The 19,820-nt window shown below is 43.1% G+C and carries 17 protein-coding genes; 10 read left to right on the top strand and 7 right to left on the bottom strand.

Features of this window, described 5'->3' with window-relative positions:
* Nucleotides 1-65 precede the first annotated feature (65 nt).
* Nucleotides 66-2,168, bottom strand: a complete 2,103-nt coding sequence (gene fadJ / locus PNC201_RS18150) for a fatty acid oxidation complex subunit alpha FadJ (RefSeq protein ID WP_102057910.1) — start codon at nucleotides 2,166-2,168, stop codon at nucleotides 66-68.
* Nucleotides 2,168-3,478 carry an acetyl-CoA C-acyltransferase FadI gene (gene fadI, locus PNC201_RS18145; RefSeq protein ID WP_010605222.1) on the bottom strand — a complete coding sequence of 437 codons (1,311 nt, stop codon included), beginning with the start codon at nucleotides 3,476-3,478 and terminating at the stop codon, nucleotides 2,168-2,170. The genes fadJ and fadI overlap by 1 nt, the downstream gene beginning before the upstream one ends.
* A 268-nt stretch (nucleotides 3,479-3,746) precedes the next feature.
* Here fadI and PNC201_RS18140 point away from each other — a divergent pair, with 268 nt between their 5' ends.
* The 9 genes from PNC201_RS18140 (at nucleotide 3,747) to PNC201_RS18100 (ending at nucleotide 13,062) form a co-directional block, all read left to right on the top strand.
* On the top strand, nucleotides 3,747-4,703 hold the full coding sequence (locus PNC201_RS18140; RefSeq protein WP_010377722.1) for an AAA family ATPase: 957 nt from the start codon (nucleotides 3,747-3,749) through the stop codon (nucleotides 4,701-4,703).
* A 4-nt stretch (nucleotides 4,704-4,707) separates the two neighbouring features.
* The gene (locus PNC201_RS18135) at nucleotides 4,708-5,661 is read left to right on the top strand and encodes a DUF58 domain-containing protein (RefSeq protein ID WP_010605221.1); all 954 of its coding nucleotides are present in this window, start codon (nucleotides 4,708-4,710) and stop codon (nucleotides 5,659-5,661) included.
* Entirely contained in the window at nucleotides 5,662-6,093 is a 432-nt protein-coding gene (locus PNC201_RS18130; protein ID WP_102057909.1) for a DUF4381 domain-containing protein, read from the top strand.
* Nucleotides 6,086-7,069, top strand: coding sequence for a vWA domain-containing protein (locus PNC201_RS18125; protein WP_102057908.1), 984 nt, complete (start codon nucleotides 6,086-6,088; stop codon nucleotides 7,067-7,069). Before PNC201_RS18130 ends, PNC201_RS18125 begins: the two co-directional genes overlap by 8 nt.
* A gap of 4 nt (nucleotides 7,070-7,073) precedes the next feature.
* Nucleotides 7,074-9,056 (top strand): vWA domain-containing protein, encoded by a 1,983-nt coding sequence (locus PNC201_RS18120; protein ID WP_102057907.1) that lies wholly within the window; start codon nucleotides 7,074-7,076, stop codon nucleotides 9,054-9,056.
* The gene (locus PNC201_RS18115) at nucleotides 9,050-10,681 is read left to right on the top strand and encodes a BatD family protein (protein WP_102057906.1); all 1,632 of its coding nucleotides are present in this window, start codon (nucleotides 9,050-9,052) and stop codon (nucleotides 10,679-10,681) included. Before PNC201_RS18120 ends, PNC201_RS18115 begins: the two co-directional genes overlap by 7 nt.
* 156 nt (nucleotides 10,682-10,837) lie before the next feature.
* Nucleotides 10,838-11,353 (top strand): sigma-70 family RNA polymerase sigma factor, encoded by a 516-nt coding sequence (locus tag PNC201_RS18110; protein WP_010605216.1) that lies wholly within the window; start codon nucleotides 10,838-10,840, stop codon nucleotides 11,351-11,353.
* Nucleotides 11,353-12,072 (top strand): DUF3379 family protein, encoded by a 720-nt coding sequence (locus tag PNC201_RS18105; RefSeq protein WP_102057905.1) that lies wholly within the window; start codon nucleotides 11,353-11,355, stop codon nucleotides 12,070-12,072. The genes PNC201_RS18110 and PNC201_RS18105 overlap by 1 nt, the downstream gene beginning before the upstream one ends.
* A 144-nt stretch (nucleotides 12,073-12,216) precedes the next feature.
* Nucleotides 12,217-13,062, top strand: coding sequence for a Tim44 domain-containing protein (locus PNC201_RS18100; RefSeq protein ID WP_102057904.1), 846 nt, complete (start codon nucleotides 12,217-12,219; stop codon nucleotides 13,060-13,062).
* Between the two features lie 26 nt (nucleotides 13,063-13,088).
* On the opposite strand, the gene PNC201_RS18095 is transcribed toward PNC201_RS18100, so the two are convergent.
* Complete coding sequence (locus tag PNC201_RS18095; RefSeq protein ID WP_102057903.1) at nucleotides 13,089-13,892, bottom strand: kinase; 804 nt, start codon at nucleotides 13,890-13,892, stop codon at nucleotides 13,089-13,091.
* 205 nt (nucleotides 13,893-14,097) lie between these two features.
* On the opposite strand from PNC201_RS18095, the gene PNC201_RS18090 reads away from it, so the two are divergent.
* Nucleotides 14,098-16,479: a TonB-dependent receptor gene (locus tag PNC201_RS18090; RefSeq protein ID WP_010605212.1), complete on the top strand. Its 2,382-nt coding sequence runs from the start codon at nucleotides 14,098-14,100 to the stop codon at nucleotides 16,477-16,479.
* 62 nt (nucleotides 16,480-16,541) lie between these two features.
* On the opposite strand, the gene PNC201_RS18085 is transcribed toward PNC201_RS18090, so the two are convergent.
* The 4 genes from PNC201_RS18085 to PNC201_RS18070 all read right to left on the bottom strand — a co-directional run bounded on the left by PNC201_RS18085 (nucleotide 16,542) and on the right by PNC201_RS18070 (nucleotide 19,788).
* Nucleotides 16,542-18,551 (bottom strand): TonB-dependent receptor plug domain-containing protein, encoded by a 2,010-nt coding sequence (locus tag PNC201_RS18085; protein ID WP_102057902.1) that lies wholly within the window; start codon nucleotides 18,549-18,551, stop codon nucleotides 16,542-16,544.
* A 136-nt stretch (nucleotides 18,552-18,687) separates the two neighbouring features.
* On the bottom strand, nucleotides 18,688-18,948 hold the full coding sequence (locus tag PNC201_RS18080; RefSeq protein WP_010379248.1) for a CBU_0592 family membrane protein: 261 nt from the start codon (nucleotides 18,946-18,948) through the stop codon (nucleotides 18,688-18,690).
* A 171-nt stretch (nucleotides 18,949-19,119) separates the two neighbouring features.
* Nucleotides 19,120-19,371, bottom strand: a complete 252-nt coding sequence (locus tag PNC201_RS18075; protein ID WP_010605210.1) for a hypothetical protein — start codon at nucleotides 19,369-19,371, stop codon at nucleotides 19,120-19,122.
* A 6-nt stretch (nucleotides 19,372-19,377) separates the two neighbouring features.
* A complete protein-coding gene (locus tag PNC201_RS18070) occupies nucleotides 19,378-19,788 on the bottom strand; it encodes a DUF1761 domain-containing protein (protein ID WP_010605209.1) in 411 nt (136 codons plus the stop codon).
* Between the last annotated feature and the right edge of the window lie 32 nt (nucleotides 19,789-19,820).

Here is a 19,820-nt window from a genome sequence, read left to right as displayed (position 1 = left end):
ACGAAAAAAGCCGCATTACAGCGGCTTACAGATAGGATATTTTCAATTAAGATAAATTGGTATCATTACTCGTAATAAGCTTTGCCTTCTTCGGCCATTGCGAGTAGCGGCTCCGCAGGTGTAAATACAGGGTTGTCAGCAGCGTATGTTGATAGCTCTGAACACACCTTATTGGCGCCTTTTTTGTCCATATAACTAAATGGGCCGCCCAAGAATGGTGGGAAACCAATGCCAAAAATAGCACCGATATCACCATCTCTTGCATTACGAATAATACCTTCATCAAGACAGCGAGCAGCCTCATTGAGCATCTGCGCAACGCAGCGGTTCGCAATTTCTTGTTTATTCAATTTAGGAGAAGGCGTGACACCGAGTAACTCATAAACTGACTCGTCCACTTGCTTGCCTTTTTTACCTTCATAGGTGTAGAAACCACGACCAGATTTGCGACCAAGACGTTTGCTATCTATCATACGTGCAAAAGCATCCGGCGCCTTAAAGCGAGCACCTAATTCTTTTTCTAGGATTGGCGCAATCTTAGAGCCAATGTCTACACCTACTTCATCAAGAAGCGCAAGAGGACCAACAGGGAAACCAAACTCAACCAAGGCTTGATCGATTTTCTCTATCGGCTCACCGGCAAGCAAAAGATTTGCCGCTTCGTTGACATAAGGAGCCAGAATACGGTTTACGTAAAAACCAGCTTTGTCTTTTACTACGATTGGGGTTTTCCCCTGCTTGCGAGCAAACGCCACAGTGCGCGCAATAACCTCATCACTGGTGGTATCGTGCGGAATGATCTCCACCAGCGGCATTTTTTCTACTGGCGAGAAATAATGCAAACCAATTACGTTTTCAGGACGCGTTGCTTTTGCCGCGATTTGGCCGATTGGTAATGATGACGTATTACTTGCAAATATTGTACTCTCACTGCATTCGCGTTCAATATCCGCTACCATCGACTGTTTAAGGTCTAAGTCTTCAAATACAGCTTCAATCACCATGTCTGTGTGTTTAAAACCAGAGTAATCTGTTGTCCCCGTGATCATATTCAAAGTTGACTGCATCTCTGCCTTTGAAATAATACGACGCTTTTGGCGTTGCGTTAGGATCTTATAGCTGTAATTTAATGCGTTGCTAATGCCCTGATGCGCAACATCTTTAATACGTACTGGAGTGCCTGCTTTAACCGCACTAACATGGGTAATACCTGCGCCCATTAAGCCACCACCTAGCACTGCAACACGCTTCACAGGAGCAAGATCTTCACCTTGGAAATCCTTTTTCATTTCCGTTGTCGCAAAGAAAATCCCACGTAGCGAGCGGGATACTTCAGACATCACTAAATCAGCAAAACCCTCGGCTTCGGTTTTATAACCTTTAAGCTTGTCCAGCTCTACAGATGCACGTACCGCTTTGATGATAGCGGACGGCGCTGGATAGTGACCACCCGTTTTCTTCTCAACATTTTCTTGTGCTTTTTTGAAAATGATATTGCGTCCGAACGGGTTAGACTCTAGCAATTGGCTAATTTTGTCTAAATTCGGTTTGCGAGGCTTAGGCTTACCTTTTCTCGCAAGCTTCACCGCTACGTCGAGTAAAATACTGTGCGGCACGGAATCGTCAACTAGGCCCGCTTTTTTCGCTTGCTTAGGTCGAACTTGTTTACCAGTTAGCATCCATTCAAGTGCTTTTTGAATACCAACTAATTTTGGTAGACGCTGTGTACCGCCACCACCTGGCAATAGACCAAGCTGTACTTCAGGAAGACCCAGTTTAGTCTTGCTGTCTTCGGTACAAACACGGTAATCACAAGCCAGCGCAAACTCCAAGCCGCCCCCCAGTGCTACACCGTGGATCGCGGCAACGGTTGGGAATGGTAAATCAGCCAATTTAAAAAAGGTTTTATGACACATTTCCGAAATCGCTAACGCATCTTCACGGGTTTTCGCGCTGTCTAGCATTTTAATGTCTGCACCAGCGATAAAATTATCGTCTTTACCACTGATAAAAACCATACCCGTTACGTCGTCTTGCTTACTCTTTGCGATGATCTCTAATAATTCATCAGCAAATGTATCACGTAGGGTGTTCATTTTTTCGCCCGGCACGTCGATGGTGACGATGGCGACTTTATGGTCGTTTAATTCATAAGAAAATACTGACATTATGCGCTCTCCAATACGAATGCGGCTCCAAGACCACCTGCAGCACAGGCAGTTGTCAATGCAAGACCACCGCCGCGGCGTTTAAGCTCATGTAAGCTTTGCGTGATCAAGCGTGCACCGGTTGCTGCGAATGGGTGACCATATGCAAGTGAACCACCAAGCACGTTAAACTTATCCATGTCGATTTCGCCAATTGCTTTACTGCGACCAAGTTTTTCTTGCGCGAATTTGTCTGAGCCAAACATTTTCATATTGGACAGCGCTTGCGCTGCGAAAGCTTCATGCATTTCTATCAGGTCAAGATCAGCAAGGGTAATACCCGCTCGGTCAAGTGCTACAGGCGTTGAATGTGCAGGACCCATCAACATATCTTCGTGTACGCCGATTGCAGAGAAGGCGAAACTACGCACATAACCTAAGATATCGTAGCCAAGCGCTTTTGCTTTGCTTTCGCTCATCATTAATACTGCCGCTGCACCATCGGTCAGTGGCGTTGCATTTGCTGCAGTTACTGAGCCGTGCTGTCTGTCAAATACAGGCTTTAACTTAGCGTAGCTTTCCAATGAGGAGTTTTCACGGATGTTATTATCTTTATCAATAAAGCTTTTGTATGGCTCAACATGGGCAGCCATCACTTCATTGTTTAATAAGCCTTCTGACCATGCTTTTGCAGCTAAGGTATGTGAACGGTGCGCCATCGCATCTTGATCTGCACGGCTGATCCCGTGAGTCTTAGCCATTTGCTCAGCGGTTTGCCCCATTGATAAGCCAGTTGAATATTCCGCAACTGCCGGTGGCACTGGCAGTAAGTCTTTGAGTCTTAGCTTTGAGAAAATCTGTAAACGCTGTTTAAGCGTACGTGCTTTGTTCAAGTCAACAAGGCTACCGGCAAGCTTTTTGCTCACGCCAATCGGTAACACTGATGAAGAATCCGCACCACCAGCAACACCGACACTCACTTGGCCTGAAATAATACTCTCTGCAACGTTAGCAATCGCTTGGAAACTGGTTGCGCATGCACGTGATACAGAGTAAGCGTCAACCGAAACTGGCATGCCAGTGCCAAGCACGATTTCACGCGCAATGTTTGGTGCTTCCGGCATTTGTACAACTTGACCGAATACCAGTTGGTCGATTTCTTTACGATCGAAGTTCAAACGCTCAAGCATTTCGTTGACGACGATTTTGCCTAAATCTAGGGCTGGAACGTGGTGAAAAGCGGTAGCTTGCTTTGCGAATGGCGTACGCAGGCCGCTCACGATAGCGATTCGGTCGCCTTTTGATGTTTTTAGTATGTTTTGTTCAGACATGAATTTTGCTCTCCCGCTGACAGGTCTGACCTGTTAATTTCCTCCGATTCTAAACAACCAAATCGAAGTTGCCAATAGCAAAGCACGAAATGGCTGCTTTTTAAACCGTGAAAACCAACTTTAGATGCTTTTTCAAGCAATCTCAAAGTATTTGAAATTGTTATTTAAAATTTATGAACTTTTCTAAAATTATGGGTCTAATCAACTTGATTATTCATTCAGCGTCCATATAACTATTTTTATTTTTGTCGGCTTAAAAGGCAGTCTCATGGCAGTAAACGAGTTTTCTCAACTAAAAGAATATTTAGACACCCAAATTTTAGGACAAAGTGCACTGACCGAATCCTTGCTTATCGCGCTTTTAGCAGATGGTCATTTATTGGTTGAAGGCCCCCCAGGTCTAGCTAAGACCCGCGCAGTAAATGCGCTAGCTAAAGGCATTGAAGGGAGCTTCCAACGCGTCCAATTTACCCCTGACTTATTGCCTTCTGATGTAACTGGTACAGATATCTATCGCCAACAAACCAATGAATTTGTATTTGAGAAAGGCCCGCTTTTTCATCATTTGATTTTGGCTGACGAAATCAACCGAGCGCCAGCCAAAGTGCAATCAGCGCTACTAGAAGCAATGGCCGAGCGCCAAATAACCGTTGGCAAAACAACGTATCCGTTACCTGAGCTGTTTATGGTAATGGCAACGCAAAACCCGCTTGAACAAGAAGGTACATACCCGCTACCTGAAGCACAGCTTGACCGCTTTTTACTCCATCTGAATATCGATTATCCGGATGCAGAAACCGAGGTCGATATTTTGCGCCTCACTCGTGGCGAGGCGTTGGAGGAGTACCAAGCGACCTTCACACCGATCAGTCAAGCAACCCTATTTGAGGCCCGTAAAACCGTACTAAGCATGCACCTTGCTGAGCCTCTGGAGCAATATCTTGTACAATTAATTATTGCGACCAGACAGCCACAACGCTTTGATGCAACGCTTGCAAGCTGGATTGATTATGGTGCGAGCCCTCGAGCTACAATTGCGCTTGATAAATGTTCTCGTGCTCATGCTTGGCTACAAGGCAGAGATTTTGTCACACCAGAAGATATTCAAGCTGTGGTGCATAACGTGCTACGCCACCGTATCGTGCTGAGTTATGAAGCACAGGCCGATGGGATCACCAAAGATCAGGTGATCAGTAAGATTTTAGAATTGGTTGCTGTTCCATAATACTATGAACGACATCAAGCAGTTTAACTCGGCCAGCTGGTTTAATGAAAGCCACAGTAATGGTGTCGAACTCAGCCTGAAAGAGCTACTTTTTTATAAGTCCAAAGCGCATTTACTTTCGCTCAAACCGAGAGGAAAAGTGAAAAGTGCTCAATCAGGTCAATACCTTGCACCGCATAAAGGTCGAGGTATGGAGTTCGCTGAAGTCAGACAATACCAATATGGTGATGATATTCGTGCAATTGACTGGCGAGTTACCGCACGTACCGGTGAAGCACACACGAAACTCTTTCAAGAAGAGAAAGAGCGACCCGTTTTTGTATTTTGTGACTTTTCCTCAAGCATGCTATTTGGTTCAAAGCTGTTACTTAAGTCAGTACTTGCTGCGCACTTAGGCATTTTAGTGTCTTGGGCTGCATGCCAACGCGGCGACCGTGTTGGTGGGGTGGTATTTAATGACAGCAATCACCACGAGCTAAAGCCGATTGCTCGCGACCGTGGAGTGCTTGCGCTAGCTCATCAGTTCTGTGCCCTACACGAACAAGCATTAATTCAAAAAGAGACTCACCCCTCGGGGGATCGTTTCAATGAGAATTTAAAACGACTTGTGCATCTAGCCAAACCTGGCAGCCTGATTTATCTCATTTCGGACTTTACGGAGTTGAATGATGAAAGCTTTAAATTGCTAGAGCGAGCCACTCGCCATAACGAAGTCATTGGTTGTATGGTAAGCGATCCTTTTGAGCATCATCTGCCTGAATATAGTCAAGCGATTGAGGTCTCAGCTGGAGAACAAAACTGGACATTGCCCTTGATGGACAAGCAATTTAGAGACAAATTCTCGCAAAATGCGTCTGACTTTTTCAATCGAAGATTAGCGCTACTTAAGCGTTCTGGTATGTCGTTACAAAAGTACGACGCGTCATTACCAATCGAATTACAAATCATGAGGGGTTAAATGCAAGTCAATCCACTCGACCAGCTTAATGATGTGGTCATCCCTCAAAGCGTGAGCTGGTGGCCACTTTCTTATCCAATGTGGGGAGCCATTTGTGTTCTACTCACAATATTTGGGGCTACGTGTTGGCTATTATATCGTCGCCAGCAATTTTTAAAGGCAAAAAAGGAAGCCGTAAAACTGAGTCATTCGCAGGATAATGCCCAAGCATTACACACCATACTCAAACGTTTAGTAAAACATTATTACGGTGATACCGCTGCGAGTAGATCGGGCCAAGCATGGTTAACGCTGCAAGCAAGACTCACACGTGTTGAACTCACTCAGCAAGAGCTCGACTCGTTATATGCTCCGACTCAAGACCCCGCACTCAGCGATAAACTATGTCGTGCGATTAATACCTTCAAAGTGAAGGAGCGTCTCGATGTTTGAGTTTAGTTGGCCCCTTGCCTTTTTATTGTTACCTCTGCCTTGGCTAATTGCGAAGTTTAAACCGAGTATCGCGCAGACCAACATTAATATTCGTATGCCAAGTGCCGCAAAGTTACAACTCGCGAGCACAAATCAACTCAATAAGCGCGCAAAAGTAAGCCTAGTGGAAACACTCGTCTGGCTACTACTGGTAACCGCAGCGGCAAACCCGACTTGGCTTGACGACCCAATCGTTGTGCCAAACGAGGGACGCGATATTATGCTTGCCGTTGACTTATCGGCTTCAATGACAGAGCAAGATATGGAATACCAAGGTCGCTTAGTGGACAGATTGTCTGTCGTCAAAGCCGTTGTTAGCGACTTTATCGAAGCGCGCCAAGGAGATCGTCTAGGACTTATTCTTTTTGGTGACACCGCGTTTTTGCAAACGCCACTCACCCGAGATTTAGCGACGGTTAGCCAAATGCTTAGTGAGGCACAAATTGGTTTAGTTGGACGCGCCACAGCGATTGGCGATGCTATTGGTTTGTCGGTAAAACGTTTTGGCGAACGTGAACAAAGTAACAAAATCTTGATTTTGCTGACCGATGGTCAAAACACCGCGGGCAACCTTCAACCAGAAGAAGCACTGATCTTAGCCCGAGAAGAAGGCATAAAGATTTATACTGTTGGCGTTGGCTCTGATGGCAGACGCGGTTTTGGTTTATTTGGTTTTAACTCTATGGCTGGTAGTAGTATCGACGAGAAAACGTTGCAACATATCGCCAAAGAAACTGGTGGGCAATATTTTCGCGCAAAAGACGTGGAAGGCCTACAACAGATCTACGCTATGCTCGATGAGCTAGAGCCAATAAGTGATGAAACACAGACTTTCCGTCCTAAGATTTCACTGTTTTATATTCCTCTCCTCGCGATACTCGGCTTGCTTTTTGTGGCTCAGCTAAGTCTCGTATTAAGAACAAAATTAAGAGGGTAAATATATGGAATTTGAATTTATTCGCCCACATCTGCTTTGGTTACTTATTCCTTGGGTGATATACAGTGCACTGCAATGGTCTAAAAAGTCCAATCAAAAATCAGCGCAACTTATCGCACCGCACCTGATGAAGGTGGTGATGGGATCCAGTGGTCAAAAACACCAAAAACAAAGTAACTCTTGGCTTAGTATTGTGTTCTTTTTGTTGGCCATTATTGCGGTTGCGGGACCAAGTATTGAAAAACAAGAAGTACCAGTATTTAAAACTCAAGCACCTAGAGTGTTAGTGCTCGATATGTCTTATTCTATGTACTCAACCGATCTCGCGCCAAACCGCTTAACACAAGCGAGATTTAAAACTTTAGATATGCTCAAGCTTTTTAAAGAAGGCGAGACGGGTTTAGTTGCCTATGCAGGTGATGCATTTACCGTGTCGCCACTCACAACGGACGTCACCACACTTGAGAATTTGATCCCGAGCCTTCGTCCAGAGATCATGCCCTCAAAAGGCTCAAACGTGTATGCAGGCATCGAAGAAGCAGTTAGCTTGTTAACAGGTGCAAGTGCAACCTATGGTGACATTATTTTGGTAACCGATGGACTTGAGCAAAAAGACGCTGAAGATGTGCAAAGCCTCCTTTCTGACAGCCCATTTAAGCTAAGTATCTATGCCTTAGGCACGGCGCAAGGCGCCCCCATCAAATTACCTGAAGGCGGCTTTTTAAAAGACCAATATGGTCAAATAGTCGTGCCAAAACTATTCCCTACTCGACTCGAAAAACTCGCTAGAGTAAAGGGTGGAAAGTTTGCCAGCTACACAACTGACAGTAGCGATATAGATACATTCGAACCTAATTTGGATGCAAATACATCTGTGGTAAAACGGGACAGAGAAAATGCTAAGTGGCGAGTAGATGCTGGAATATATCTGCTGGTTGCACTTATCCCACTCGCACTACTACTGCTTAGAAATCATGCTGTTATGCTCAGTACTTTGATTGTTTTTGCCATGTTGCCAAAGCAAAAAGCGCTGGCGAATGAATGGACACAGTGGTTTAAAAATAGCGACCAAAACGCACTGCAGGCCTACCAAAATGAAGCGTTTGATGAGGCAGCCCTTGCCGATAATTCGGTACTAAAAGGCGCAGCCCTTTATAAAGCCGGAGATTACGAAGGAGCGGTAAAAACACTCGAACAAACAAGCTCAGCAGAAGGCCAATACAATTTAGGCAATGCACTAGCACGGCTTGGTAAGTTAGACGACGCGATTTCTGCCTACGAAAAAGCCTTATCCTTAGATCCTGAGTTTACGCAAGCGAAGGATAATAAAGCGCTAGTCGAAGCGTTAAAGGATCAACAAGGTCAGCAAAACCAACAAGGTCAGCAAAACCAACAAGGTCAGCAAGACCAACAAGGTCAGCAAGACCAACAAGGTCAGCAAGACCAACAAGGTCAGCAAAACCAACAAGGTCAGCAAGACCAACAAAGTCAGCAAGACCAACAAGGTCAGCAAGACCAACAAAGTCAGCAAGACCAACAAGGTCAGCAAAACCAACAAGGTCAGCAAGACCAACAAAGTCAGCAAGACCAACAAGGTCAGCAAGACCAACAAAGTCAGCAAGACCAACAGAATTCACAAGCAGGAAGTGAATCAGAACAAAATAACAACGAGCCAGAGCTAGATGCTGCCCGCCAAGACCAGCAAGCAGCCGAGGAACAAACTCAAGAGCAAAAACAACAGCAAGCGCAAGCCGCACCTACGCCCGATCCCGAACAATCACCGCAGGATGAAGAAAAGGCACAGGCAGCAATGATGCAAGATAGTCGGCCACTTACCCCTGAAGAAATTGAGAAAGCGCAACAGCTTAATCAACTGCTTAGAAAAGTACCTGATGATCCAGCCATATTATTGAGAAATAAAATGCAATTAGAAGCACAACAACGTAAACAAAGACGTCTGCCAAGGGGAGCTGAAAAATCATGGTAAAACGCATTATACTTTTTCTGTCTTTGTTGATATTAAGCCAGACATCGTTGGCTTTGGATAATCTCACAGCAAGCGTAGACAAAAACCCGGTACTGACAGGCGAATATTTCACGTTGTCGATTATCGCTGAGGGTAAGGTCAAAGGCACCATTCCGGATGTTTCAGCGCTTAGTAATGATTTTGTCACCAGCCCTGTAAATACTAGCTCTAGAACCAGTATTATTAATGGCAGCGTTTCAAGTTCCACTACCTGGCAGATGCAGCTCGTTGCGCGCACTCCGGGTACTTACACCATTCCTGCGCTAGAGGTAGATGGTGAAACGACCCAGCCGATCGAAATCAAAGTTGTCGCTCGTGATGATGAACAACAAAGCAACGATATATTCGTAAAAACCGAACTCAAGACAAAAAACCTATATGTTCAACAGGCTGCGCTCTATACCCTTAAACTATATGTAGGAAAGGAGTTACTAGATGGCCAACTAAGTGCTCCAGTTTCAGACGGTGCTAACTTCACACAATTGGGCAAAGGCCATGAAGAATATGAAGTTATAGATGGCCGACGTTTCATGGTGCTCACCCGAGAATACATGATCCAACCGCAAAAGAGTGGCAATTTCACTATTGAACCACCTATCTTCAACGGGCAGATCAGAGATGGCTATCGTAGAATGGCAACTTCTGCGGTTGGCAATACCATCGATTTTTCAGTGTCCCCTATCCCAGCCAACGCTGCTGACAACTGGTTACCAAGTGAGTATTTAAATTTTTCTGAAGAGTGGCAGCCCAAAGACGCTGAATTTACCGTTGGAACGCCTATTACGCGAACATTAACACTCACTGCAGTAGGTGTTACTAAAGAGCAGCTTCCTGACATTCAGCTTGAAGACGTTAATGGATTTAGAATTTATCCAGACGCGTCAGAGCGCAAGCAAATTACCCGAGATGGGAAAGTCATCTCACAGTTAACCATTTCATTTGCTTACCTACCGCAACTTGCAGGTGATTTTACTCTGCCCGAAGTAAAACTCCCCTGGTTTAATACCATCACTAAACGTGAAGAGTTTGCGACGTTACCAAGTAAGTCTATCAGCGTGATTCTCGATCCAAACCAGCCTACTTTACCACAGACAGCTCCAATCCAGCAGCCGCTTTCAAGCCCAAGCGTAAACCCATCACCTGCTACGCAAACCAACGTGGTCACAGAACAAATTATCCCGCTGTGGATGTGGGGACTCGCCGCTTTCGGATACGCATTATGGCTAATAACATTACTAATATGGCGTCTAAGAACAAAACCGACCGCAAGCCCCATAGTAAATACGGTCACTGATGAAAATTCAGCACCTTTTATTTCGTTTGAAAAAGCGGTTAAGCAAGATAACCCAGCGGGCTTTTATCAAGCGCTACTGCACTACATCAAACAACAAAATATCACCATGGCACAATGGCTAGCACTTCAACCCAGCTCATTGCAAGCACAAGTACAAACGCTGCAAAGCTCGTTGTATGGAGGCAATAGAGAAAAAGTAGACTTGTCTCAACTATATGGTGAAGTTAAAACCAGTGTTAAAAGCACTGTTCACACAAATAAAAGCCAAAGTTTAGGTAATCTATACCAATAAGCGCCTCAGGGCGCTTTTTTATTGCAAGACGAATTAGATTTGTTAGTAAATAATTAACAGATCAATTATGCTTGGTGTGAGATACACTCCCAGAATCAACTAAAATAAAATGAGTTTTTGTTGAAATAAACCTGCAAAAAGATAGGTCTCATAGATATGGCCAGTAAACAACATCACTACGAGTCACTGGTTCGGATGTACCACAAAGAGCTATATAAGTTCGCTTATTGGTTGTCTGGCGATCCGACAATAGCAGAAGACTTAGTACAAGAAACTTTTTTGCGGGCTTGGCGCGCACTCGATTCATTACAAGATGAGAATGCAGCAAAGCCTTGGTTATTAACTATTTTAAGACGAGAGAATGCACGTCGTTTTGAGCGTAAGCAATTTGACTATGCGGAGGTTGAACAAGATACGCTGGTCGACGATACCAGTTCGGCTTTGGATGATGCAATGGAGCAAACCGTTGTACAACGACAAATAGCCAACTTAGCACCAGAATATCGTGAACCACTGCTTCTGCAAGTGGTGATGGGATGTTCTGGGGATGAAATCGCCGATATACTTGAGCTGAATAAAAACACGGTGATGACAAGATTATACCGTGCTCGAAACCAGCTGAAAGACGCTTTAACGACTGAATATGAACCAATAAAGGGGGCATCAAACTAATGGATGAACTCGAATTTCGACGCCGCCTCGTTGCTGATCCTCATGATGAAGAGGTCAAAAAACAGGCCGAACAGCAACCTGAGTTGCAAGTGCTGGTCGAAGAAATGCAAGCTTTCGACGATTTCTTGGGTAAATCACTCGATATTGATGTGCCAGAGGGGTTGGCTGACAAGATAATTGCAAAACAAAAGAAGCTTGAAACGGAAGAACAAAAAGTGGTGAAAGCGTCTTGGTTTAGACGCGCTACCGCACCATTTGCGATTGCCGCCAGTGTATTTTTTGCCGCCGTGGTCTTTTACTTTGGCGGTTTTGGACACCCTGTCGATACCGGTGAACATGCGCTTGCTCATGTGTATTACGAAGAAAATGCACTGCAGAAGCAAGAAACAGTGTCACTGCAAACCGTGAATGAGAAGCTCGCGATGTTTGGGGGTAAGTTCGACAACTTGCCGGGTAAAGTGGTTTACGCGACATTTTGTAATTTTAAAGGTCAAAAAAGCCTTCACTTGGTTATGCAATCCGAATTTGGTCCACTCACGGTTTTTGTCGTGCCAGCAGGTCAACAAAGTACGATTGACGGCAAAGATAGTTTTGGTGATAGCCGCTTTGAGGGCTTAATTGCCCATGATGGTAAAGCCAACACTATACTGGTGGCAAACCGAGGTGCGCCAATTGAAACCTTCCAATCAGAAGTGACAAGCTCACTACGCTGGTTATAATGCTACCGCCCCACTCTTTGGGGCGGTGTCTCAATATCCTTACTAAACCTCTCAAAATACAAATTTAATTGAGGTACATACCTATTTAAATAGCCATGTTAGTTCTTTACAATGGCGACAGTTATTTTGGTATATAGGAACTTTATGAAACATTTCATTGTGTTACTTTCCCTTGTTTCTTTTTTATTTACAGCCAGTTTTAATGCTGAAGCGAGAAAGAAGTTTGGTAGTAAGAGCTCAGGCAAAACCCAGCAAACGCAAACGACTCAGCAAAAGCAACAAACTGATACACAAGCATTAAATGCAAAATCTACAGCAAAGCCTAAATCGAGTAAAAAAGGCATTATGGCTGGTGTACTCGGCGGATTACTAGCCGGTGGTCTAATTGCCGCGATGCTTGGCGATGATTTTGAAGGATTCCAATTCCTTGAGATGATTCTGCTTGCCGCTGCTGCCTTTTTAATTTTCAAATTGGTTAAGGGCATGCTTGCAAGAAAACAGCAGCCAACTTATGCCGGCGCGCCACCTATGGGTGGCTACAACAATACTCCACCACAGCAATTTCAAAGCCAAGGACCAATTGGCGGTGGTTTTGGCGCAGGTAGCGTGCCTATGAATTTGCCGAGAGATTTTGACATCAATGGCTTTTTACAAGGCGCAAGACAGCATTATCAAACTATCCAAACCGCTTGGAATAACAACGACTTTTCGACGGTTTCTGAATACTTGAGCCCAGAGTTGGTTGAAGAGTTCAAGCGTGAACGAGAGCAACAAGGTGACGTTAACACTGAGGTGATGTTTGTTGACGCTGAGTTAGTTCGTGCTGATACACGTCCTGACGTTTGGGAAGTAAGCATTAAGTTTACTGGAAAATATCGTGATCTCGGCGACATGCAAGAGGAACCTATCCACGAAATATGGCACTTAGAGCGTAAAACGACGGGAGATGCACCTTGGCTAATCGTTGGTGTTGAAGAGCTAGCAGCATAACTCATCAACTTTAACAAAAATTACACTCAGCTTGTGTATTCGCCAAGCTGAGTGTTTATTTGCAGCACTTCTCTATTCTCACCCAAACACACTTCAATATCCGCGATTCTTGGCAAGCTTCGCATTCCCCATGCCGATAGGCGTTGAAATGGCTGAATAAATTGTCTAACTTGCTCATCACTCATCCCTTTTCCGTTCGATGCTTTGAGCACATGCTCTTGTTGCAGCCGCCACAGATATACTCTGTCGAAGCTCATTCCATTTAAATAAATGAGACTATCTAATTGTGAAAAAATAGCTTGATACTCTTCACATAAAATTTGATTCACTTTTAAGCGAAACGAACCGTCTTTATCAAATTCTTGCTCAAATTGATTAACGGGAGGTGCTAACTCATCGCTAGACTGCGGCTCCACTCCCATACACCATCCCTCGATAATAAGTACCTGTAAACCCGCATCAACTTTTCGCCATTTTGATTTTGGCAACTTCCTATCTATTGATTTATCGAATACTGGTAAAGTAAATGCTTCACCGCGTTTAAATCTGCTCATAACATCTTGTAATAGTTGAAGATCGTGTGTACCAGGTAAGCCTCTTTGTTGAAACAGCGGATGAAACTTTGAAGCAAGTAATGCCCGCTCTTCTGGGTCTAAATAAAAATCATCAAGCGACACACACTTACAAGTAATGCCAACTTCCCTAAGTTGTTTACAAAGAGAATAGCTTAGTGTTGATTTACCAGAACCCTGAACGCCAGAAACTCCGATGACTAACGTTTTATTAGAATTAAATATTCCAAACCCTATTAGACTTTTGGCTAATTCCATATTTCTAAGTATTAATTTTCAAACTAATAACCGTATGATTAGTATAGACTTAAATAAAACAAAAACACCACAACAAAAATAAAGTTACATTAAACTTGAATAATTTACATTAATAAATTATTTTTACCCTTCATTGATACATAGGCAATAGTACAAATATCGGTACTATTGTATTTTTCACACAAAAACAATAAGGGAAATCACAATGAAACCACTGGGGAAGATACCATTTGCTAAGAGTACTCTCTGCCTTAGCATGCTGGCTGCATCAGCAAGCTTTTACGTAACCGCGGAAGAACAACCAGAAAACGGTGCTAAAGAACAAATAGAAAAAATTACCGTTACCTCTCGTCGTAAAGAAGAAACCATCATAGAAATTCCAATGCAGGTTTCTACTATCTCAGCAATGGACATCGCTGATCGTAACTTAGTATCAGCAGAAGACTTTTATAGAACGCTCGCTGGGGCTGCTTCTCCTAGAGGTCAACTTATTTTGCGTGGCTTAAGTGGAGGTAACACTGCATTTCCAGATACAACCAGCGTTTTTGTCGACGACGTTCCTTTTACTTTTGAAAACTTAAACGACGTAGAGCGAGTTGAGGTTTTACGAGGACCACAAGGTACACTTTATGGCTCAAACGCTATCGGTGGTACGGTTAGGATCATCACTAAAAAGCCTGTACTTGATGAATTTGAATTTTTCGCGTCTACACAGGTTGGAAGTGAAAAAGATGTAGATGGTCTACATCGTAATATTTCAATGGGTGTTAACATTCCACTTGTTGATGATACGTTAGCACTGCGTGTAAGTGGTAATACAGAACATGAACGTTATCAAATGGTTAATATGAATACTGGTGTTCAGGGTAACGCAGACCGAGGCTTTATCCGCAGCCAACTATTGTGGCAAGTGGACCCAGAAACTTCTGTTACTCTAGGCTACGCACATACGACATTCAGCGACACAGGTACGACAACAGGTGACCGTTCTACACCAGGTTATTATTGGGACTACAGCCTAACAGCCAATGAGGAAGCAGCTTACGGATATGATGTCGATTTCTTTAAAGTTTCTTGTCCTGAGACAGCTGAGCGCCCTCAATGTAACGCGGGCAACGCACCAATTGCTAACAAAGGTGTGCCACAAAAATACCAAGTGTGGGACTTAATGGACCCATGGTCTGACTCAACTAATGATCTTTTCACTTTAAATATTCAGGATGATAACTTCCTAGATATAGCGTCTTTAACTTACGCAGGCTCTCACCGTACTTATGAAGAAGACAGCATTCAAACCGGATGGAGTCGTTTAGATGCATCAGATATGTTCCGTACTTGGATCATTGACCATCGCAAATATGAGCGTGTGACTCACCAACTGCGCTTCCAAAATATTGATGTAAACTCGCCTCTATCTTGGACTATCGGCGCTTACTATGACGAAGTTGAATACGGCTACGATCCAGACTACCAAAATCAATATCATGAAAAAGGCGACAAAGTATCTGCGCTAGCACTTAATTGGTGGGGGGCAGATGCTACACAAATTGGTAAAGACACATTTGGCAACCCTCAGAACAACTGGAACCTTACCAACATTCGTGATTACTCGGAAGAACTCGCATTCTTCGCTGATGTTGCATACGAATTTGATTTAGGTGATTCCGGTAGCCTTGAAGTGAATGGTGGTGTACGCCGTTTTGAACTTAAAGATGGTTCTCACTACACGCAAGAAGGTATTTGGGCAACTTCTGAAGATAATTTAAGTGGTGAAGAATCAGGTAACCGCTATAAGTTCAGTGTTTCTTACCGTCCAAGTGAAGAAATGTCTGTATACGGCTTATATTCAGAAGGATATCGACCAGGTGGTAACAATGGTCCATTAGCAGCTTCATGTGAGGCTGATCCGCTTGCTAAAAATCGTAAAGACCGTTACACGTCTGATGCTATCGAAAACTATGAGCTAGGTCTTAAAGCAAGTGTACTTGACAGAAAAGTGGATTTCTCTGCTGCAATCTATCGTATCGATTGGACTGATATTAAAACCTCAGTATATATGGACACTTGTGGATTTTCATATACAGCTAACGGTGGTGAAGCTAAGTCTGAAGGTTTTGAGTTTGAGTCAACAGCTCGTTTAACTGACGACCTAACGATGTCATTCAACACGTCGTACACAAGCTCTGAGATCACAGAAGACAATGACTCTATCTCAGCAAGCGCTGGTGATAAGATGACAATGGTACCAGAATGGAATGCATATCTAGCGCTTGATCAAAATATTCAATTGTTCGGTAAAGATGCTTACATCCGAGGTGAATACTCTTTCTATGACGAATATAAAACACACTTTAATGTCCGTGATGAAGATAAAACACCAGCATATAGTGTCTTTAACGTTTCAGGACGTATTCAGCTAAGTGATAGTCTAAAACTAAGTGTATTCGTTAATAACCTATTTGATAAAGAAACTGCTACCTATATGCGTGCTCGCTCTAGAAACGCCAATAATTCAGCAGCACAAGAGTATATTAACTACCTAAATGGCCGCACAATCAGCCTGCGTGTTGATTATACCTTCTTTTAAGTAATAAAAAATGTGCCACCGTATAGGTGGCACATTCATTCTATAAACACCTACCCCATCAGCTAATTAAAATTCTTAATATACTGAATCAATAAATTTCTGCCCTGTTGTGGCACATGACCATCAATCAATCTTGGATCAAATACAGTGTATTTTTTATCAAAAAGATTTTCAGCTTTCAGTTGAATTTTAGTATTGTTATCCAAATTAAAAGAAACGGTACCGCCAATGAGGTAGTAACTTGACTGCTTGAAATCATCTACAGTTGACTCTGGGGGTGCAAGTATCAATGTTGTGTCTCGCCAAATTGCATTTAAAGTAACTTCTACCGCCCCTCTTTTATGAGTAAAGGCAAGCGCAGCAAACTTTTTAAAACTGCCGTTTAATGGCTCGTCAAATAACTGGGTGTATGCACCTTGTATCCATGTTGAGTCACTTAAATTAAAATTAGCATTAACTTCAATACCCTGCATACTCGTCTCAAAGACATTATCAAATGTAAACTCAGCTTGCTCATCATCAATGGATACAAGATTAATAAAATCTTCTAGTTCATTGTTAAACAGTACCGCGTCAAATTGTTTGGACTCGTCTTGATAATGCCAGACCAGCTCTGTCGTTTTTACATATTCTGAAGTTAAGTTCGAATTACCTGATGTAACGTCATCGTTTGAGTTAAGCTCATTACTGACTGGTGTACGAAAAGACTCTCCATATTGTAGCTTAAAAGTGTTTGCTTCATCGTAGCCGTAAACGAATGCAAGCCTTGGCGATAAATTATCGTCTATGTCTTTCACTTCGTCATATCGTGCTCCTGCAAACATACTAAGTTGCTCGCTAAATCGATGCTTAGCTTGAACATAACCCGCATAAGAATCAAAATCCTGACGTAGCGAATAAAATGGCGCGTAGTCAGATATTGTCTGCACACCACCCAAATAGGTATGGTTATAAATAATGATGTCACCAGCAGTTTGGTCATAGTAAGTAGTTCTTACACCTGCTTTACTTTGCTCTTCCTTTGACAACTCAATCCCGAAATTCCATTGTAAATGGTCATTTTGTTTATAACCACCATCTAGGTTATAAGTTAAGTCTCTAGATTGCCAAGCTGGGCCAACTAAAAAGTCACCTCCTTGCGTGATACCTATTTCTGCTGCTGTAACGATGAGCCCTGCACTTTCAATGTTATGCTCAATAAAGCTCAGTTTATGGGTTAACTCGAGTAACTCAGTAATTTGCCACTGATACTCAAATGTTGCCGCATAGTTCTCGCTTTTGTGTTCGTTTTCAGGGGAATAACGGGAAAGATTTAAAAACTCGTCAAGTTGAGTGCGGTTAAACCTTACTTGCCATGTTAACGCTTGATGATTGCCGCCAAACACAGCAAAAAGTGATTCTAACGGGTCTTTTACGGCACCTCCAAAATAGCTATCACCAGTGCGTTTATTAAATGCAATATTAGCGTAGACCAGTGTTTCGTTAGACACTTGCTTTGAAATATTGATCGCCGCTTGAGCGCTGCCATGCTCACCATAGCCAACAGAAAGCTGATTACTATGTTTTTTGGTAATAATATTCATTACACCAAGAAAGGCATTGCTGCCATAAAGTGCGGAGCCCGGGCCTCGAATAAATTCAACTTTATTGATAATTTCAATGGGAATGTACGGGGTGTAGACCGACGCTTTACCGAATGAAGACTCATTCAGCCTTTGCCCGTCAATCATCACTAACACATGTCCAGTATCCAGATACACACCACGGGTATGCTCTTTTGGCACGGCTCCAACCCAATCGCCTCGAGTAGATTGAAAGCCAGGTACAAAATTCATTAAATCATAAACATTGTCGACACCTAGGCTATTGATTTGTTCTGAATTAAAGACAGTAATACTAGAGGGAACCGATGCCCTAGTCTCATCGGTTTTGGTTGCGATAGAGACGTTTACATTCAACAGCTCTTCAAACGACAGCTGATAAAGGTCGGCGTCCATAGCTTCTGGTTCAGCGACTACCGCAAAAGGAATTAAGAATGGAGTGACTTTAATTAACGCGCTTAAGTTTTTCATATTATACGAGCTCTATGTTCCCACACTTCACTCGTAGTGTTAGATTACTCTAACCTACGTAGCAGCATATGATTAACTTAATAATACTTGCTCCTAGCCACTACGCAAGTTTTTGATTAGCCTTTTCTTTTAGACCCTAAGCAGATGCCAACTTTCTCGCTTTGAAATATTTAAATAAACCAATTAAAGACGCTGCGATCCAAAATAACTCTATCACAAAGCTTGCAAGGTTAAAGTTATAACAAAGACTAATCAGTAGTAGGATCGCACCACTTAAATTCATCAAGTTATACGTTAAACTATCGGGAGATGCCTTTTCCAGCTGTAGCATAAAGAATGCACCAACAACCAAGAAAGTGCCTGTCATACCGATGATATCGAACATTAAATCGATCATGTTTTTTCCATTTAGCAAGACCCAATAGGCTGGCCCAGTTCCATGGGAAGGGTCATTTTCATTCATTGAAACAGCAAAGCCAAACGGCGAAATAGTAACAAACTGGGAAATTCAAGACAGGACATTTGTCTGATAACAACAAAAAGTGAGCAATGAAAATTCAAGTAATGACTACTTGAAGGTGACCTTGCCACCAATCATTTTCAGTGCTGGCGCACCTCTCACTAATGTATCCCGGGCAAACTCTTGCTCACAATTGGGGCAGTTTACTTGGTTGGTGGTAAAGTCCTGGGTGATCCGTTCTTTAAAACATTTGACGAGGCTGCCCTTGCCTCCCTTACGATACTTAAATAGCTGCTGGCGGCATCCAGAACAATAAATATCGACGGTTCTAACAGGGCCTTTTTTATTGGGTTTTGCCATACCGAGTTAGCTCATGATCCTAAGTACAAATGCAATGAGCGTAAACTGTAACACATGATAGCCACCGTTGACTAAAAACAGTTTCATCGGGCGCTGCTCAAATATATAGCTTATTCCTAATGAACAGGCGACGAAAAAAACTCCCACACCAAGCCCAACTCCGGTAGCCGCTAACAAAGAGAGCGATAGATCAAGCATCACAGCCATAAACACAGCGGACAACAAAGATAACAGAAATGCGACGCCAAAAGTCATCTTGGGATCGCTCGTTTGTAAGTCAAGCTCTGTCAACCCACACCCCTCCATCCATGTTTTTTGGAACAGCATAGGCGAATACCAAATACCACCTAACATAAAGGAAGACAAAGCGGCGAGAATAATTGCCCAAAGGTTCAATGCTTCAAATGAGAATATCATCGACTAACTCAGCATATTTCATTTTATTTAAT

This window comes from Pseudoalteromonas sp. NC201, assembly GCF_002850255.1.
In the GTDB taxonomy this organism is placed as follows: Bacteria; Pseudomonadota; Gammaproteobacteria; order Enterobacterales; family Alteromonadaceae; genus Pseudoalteromonas.
Note: the sequence above shows the minus strand (reverse complement) of the source record. Positions and strands in the feature narration are given on the sequence as shown.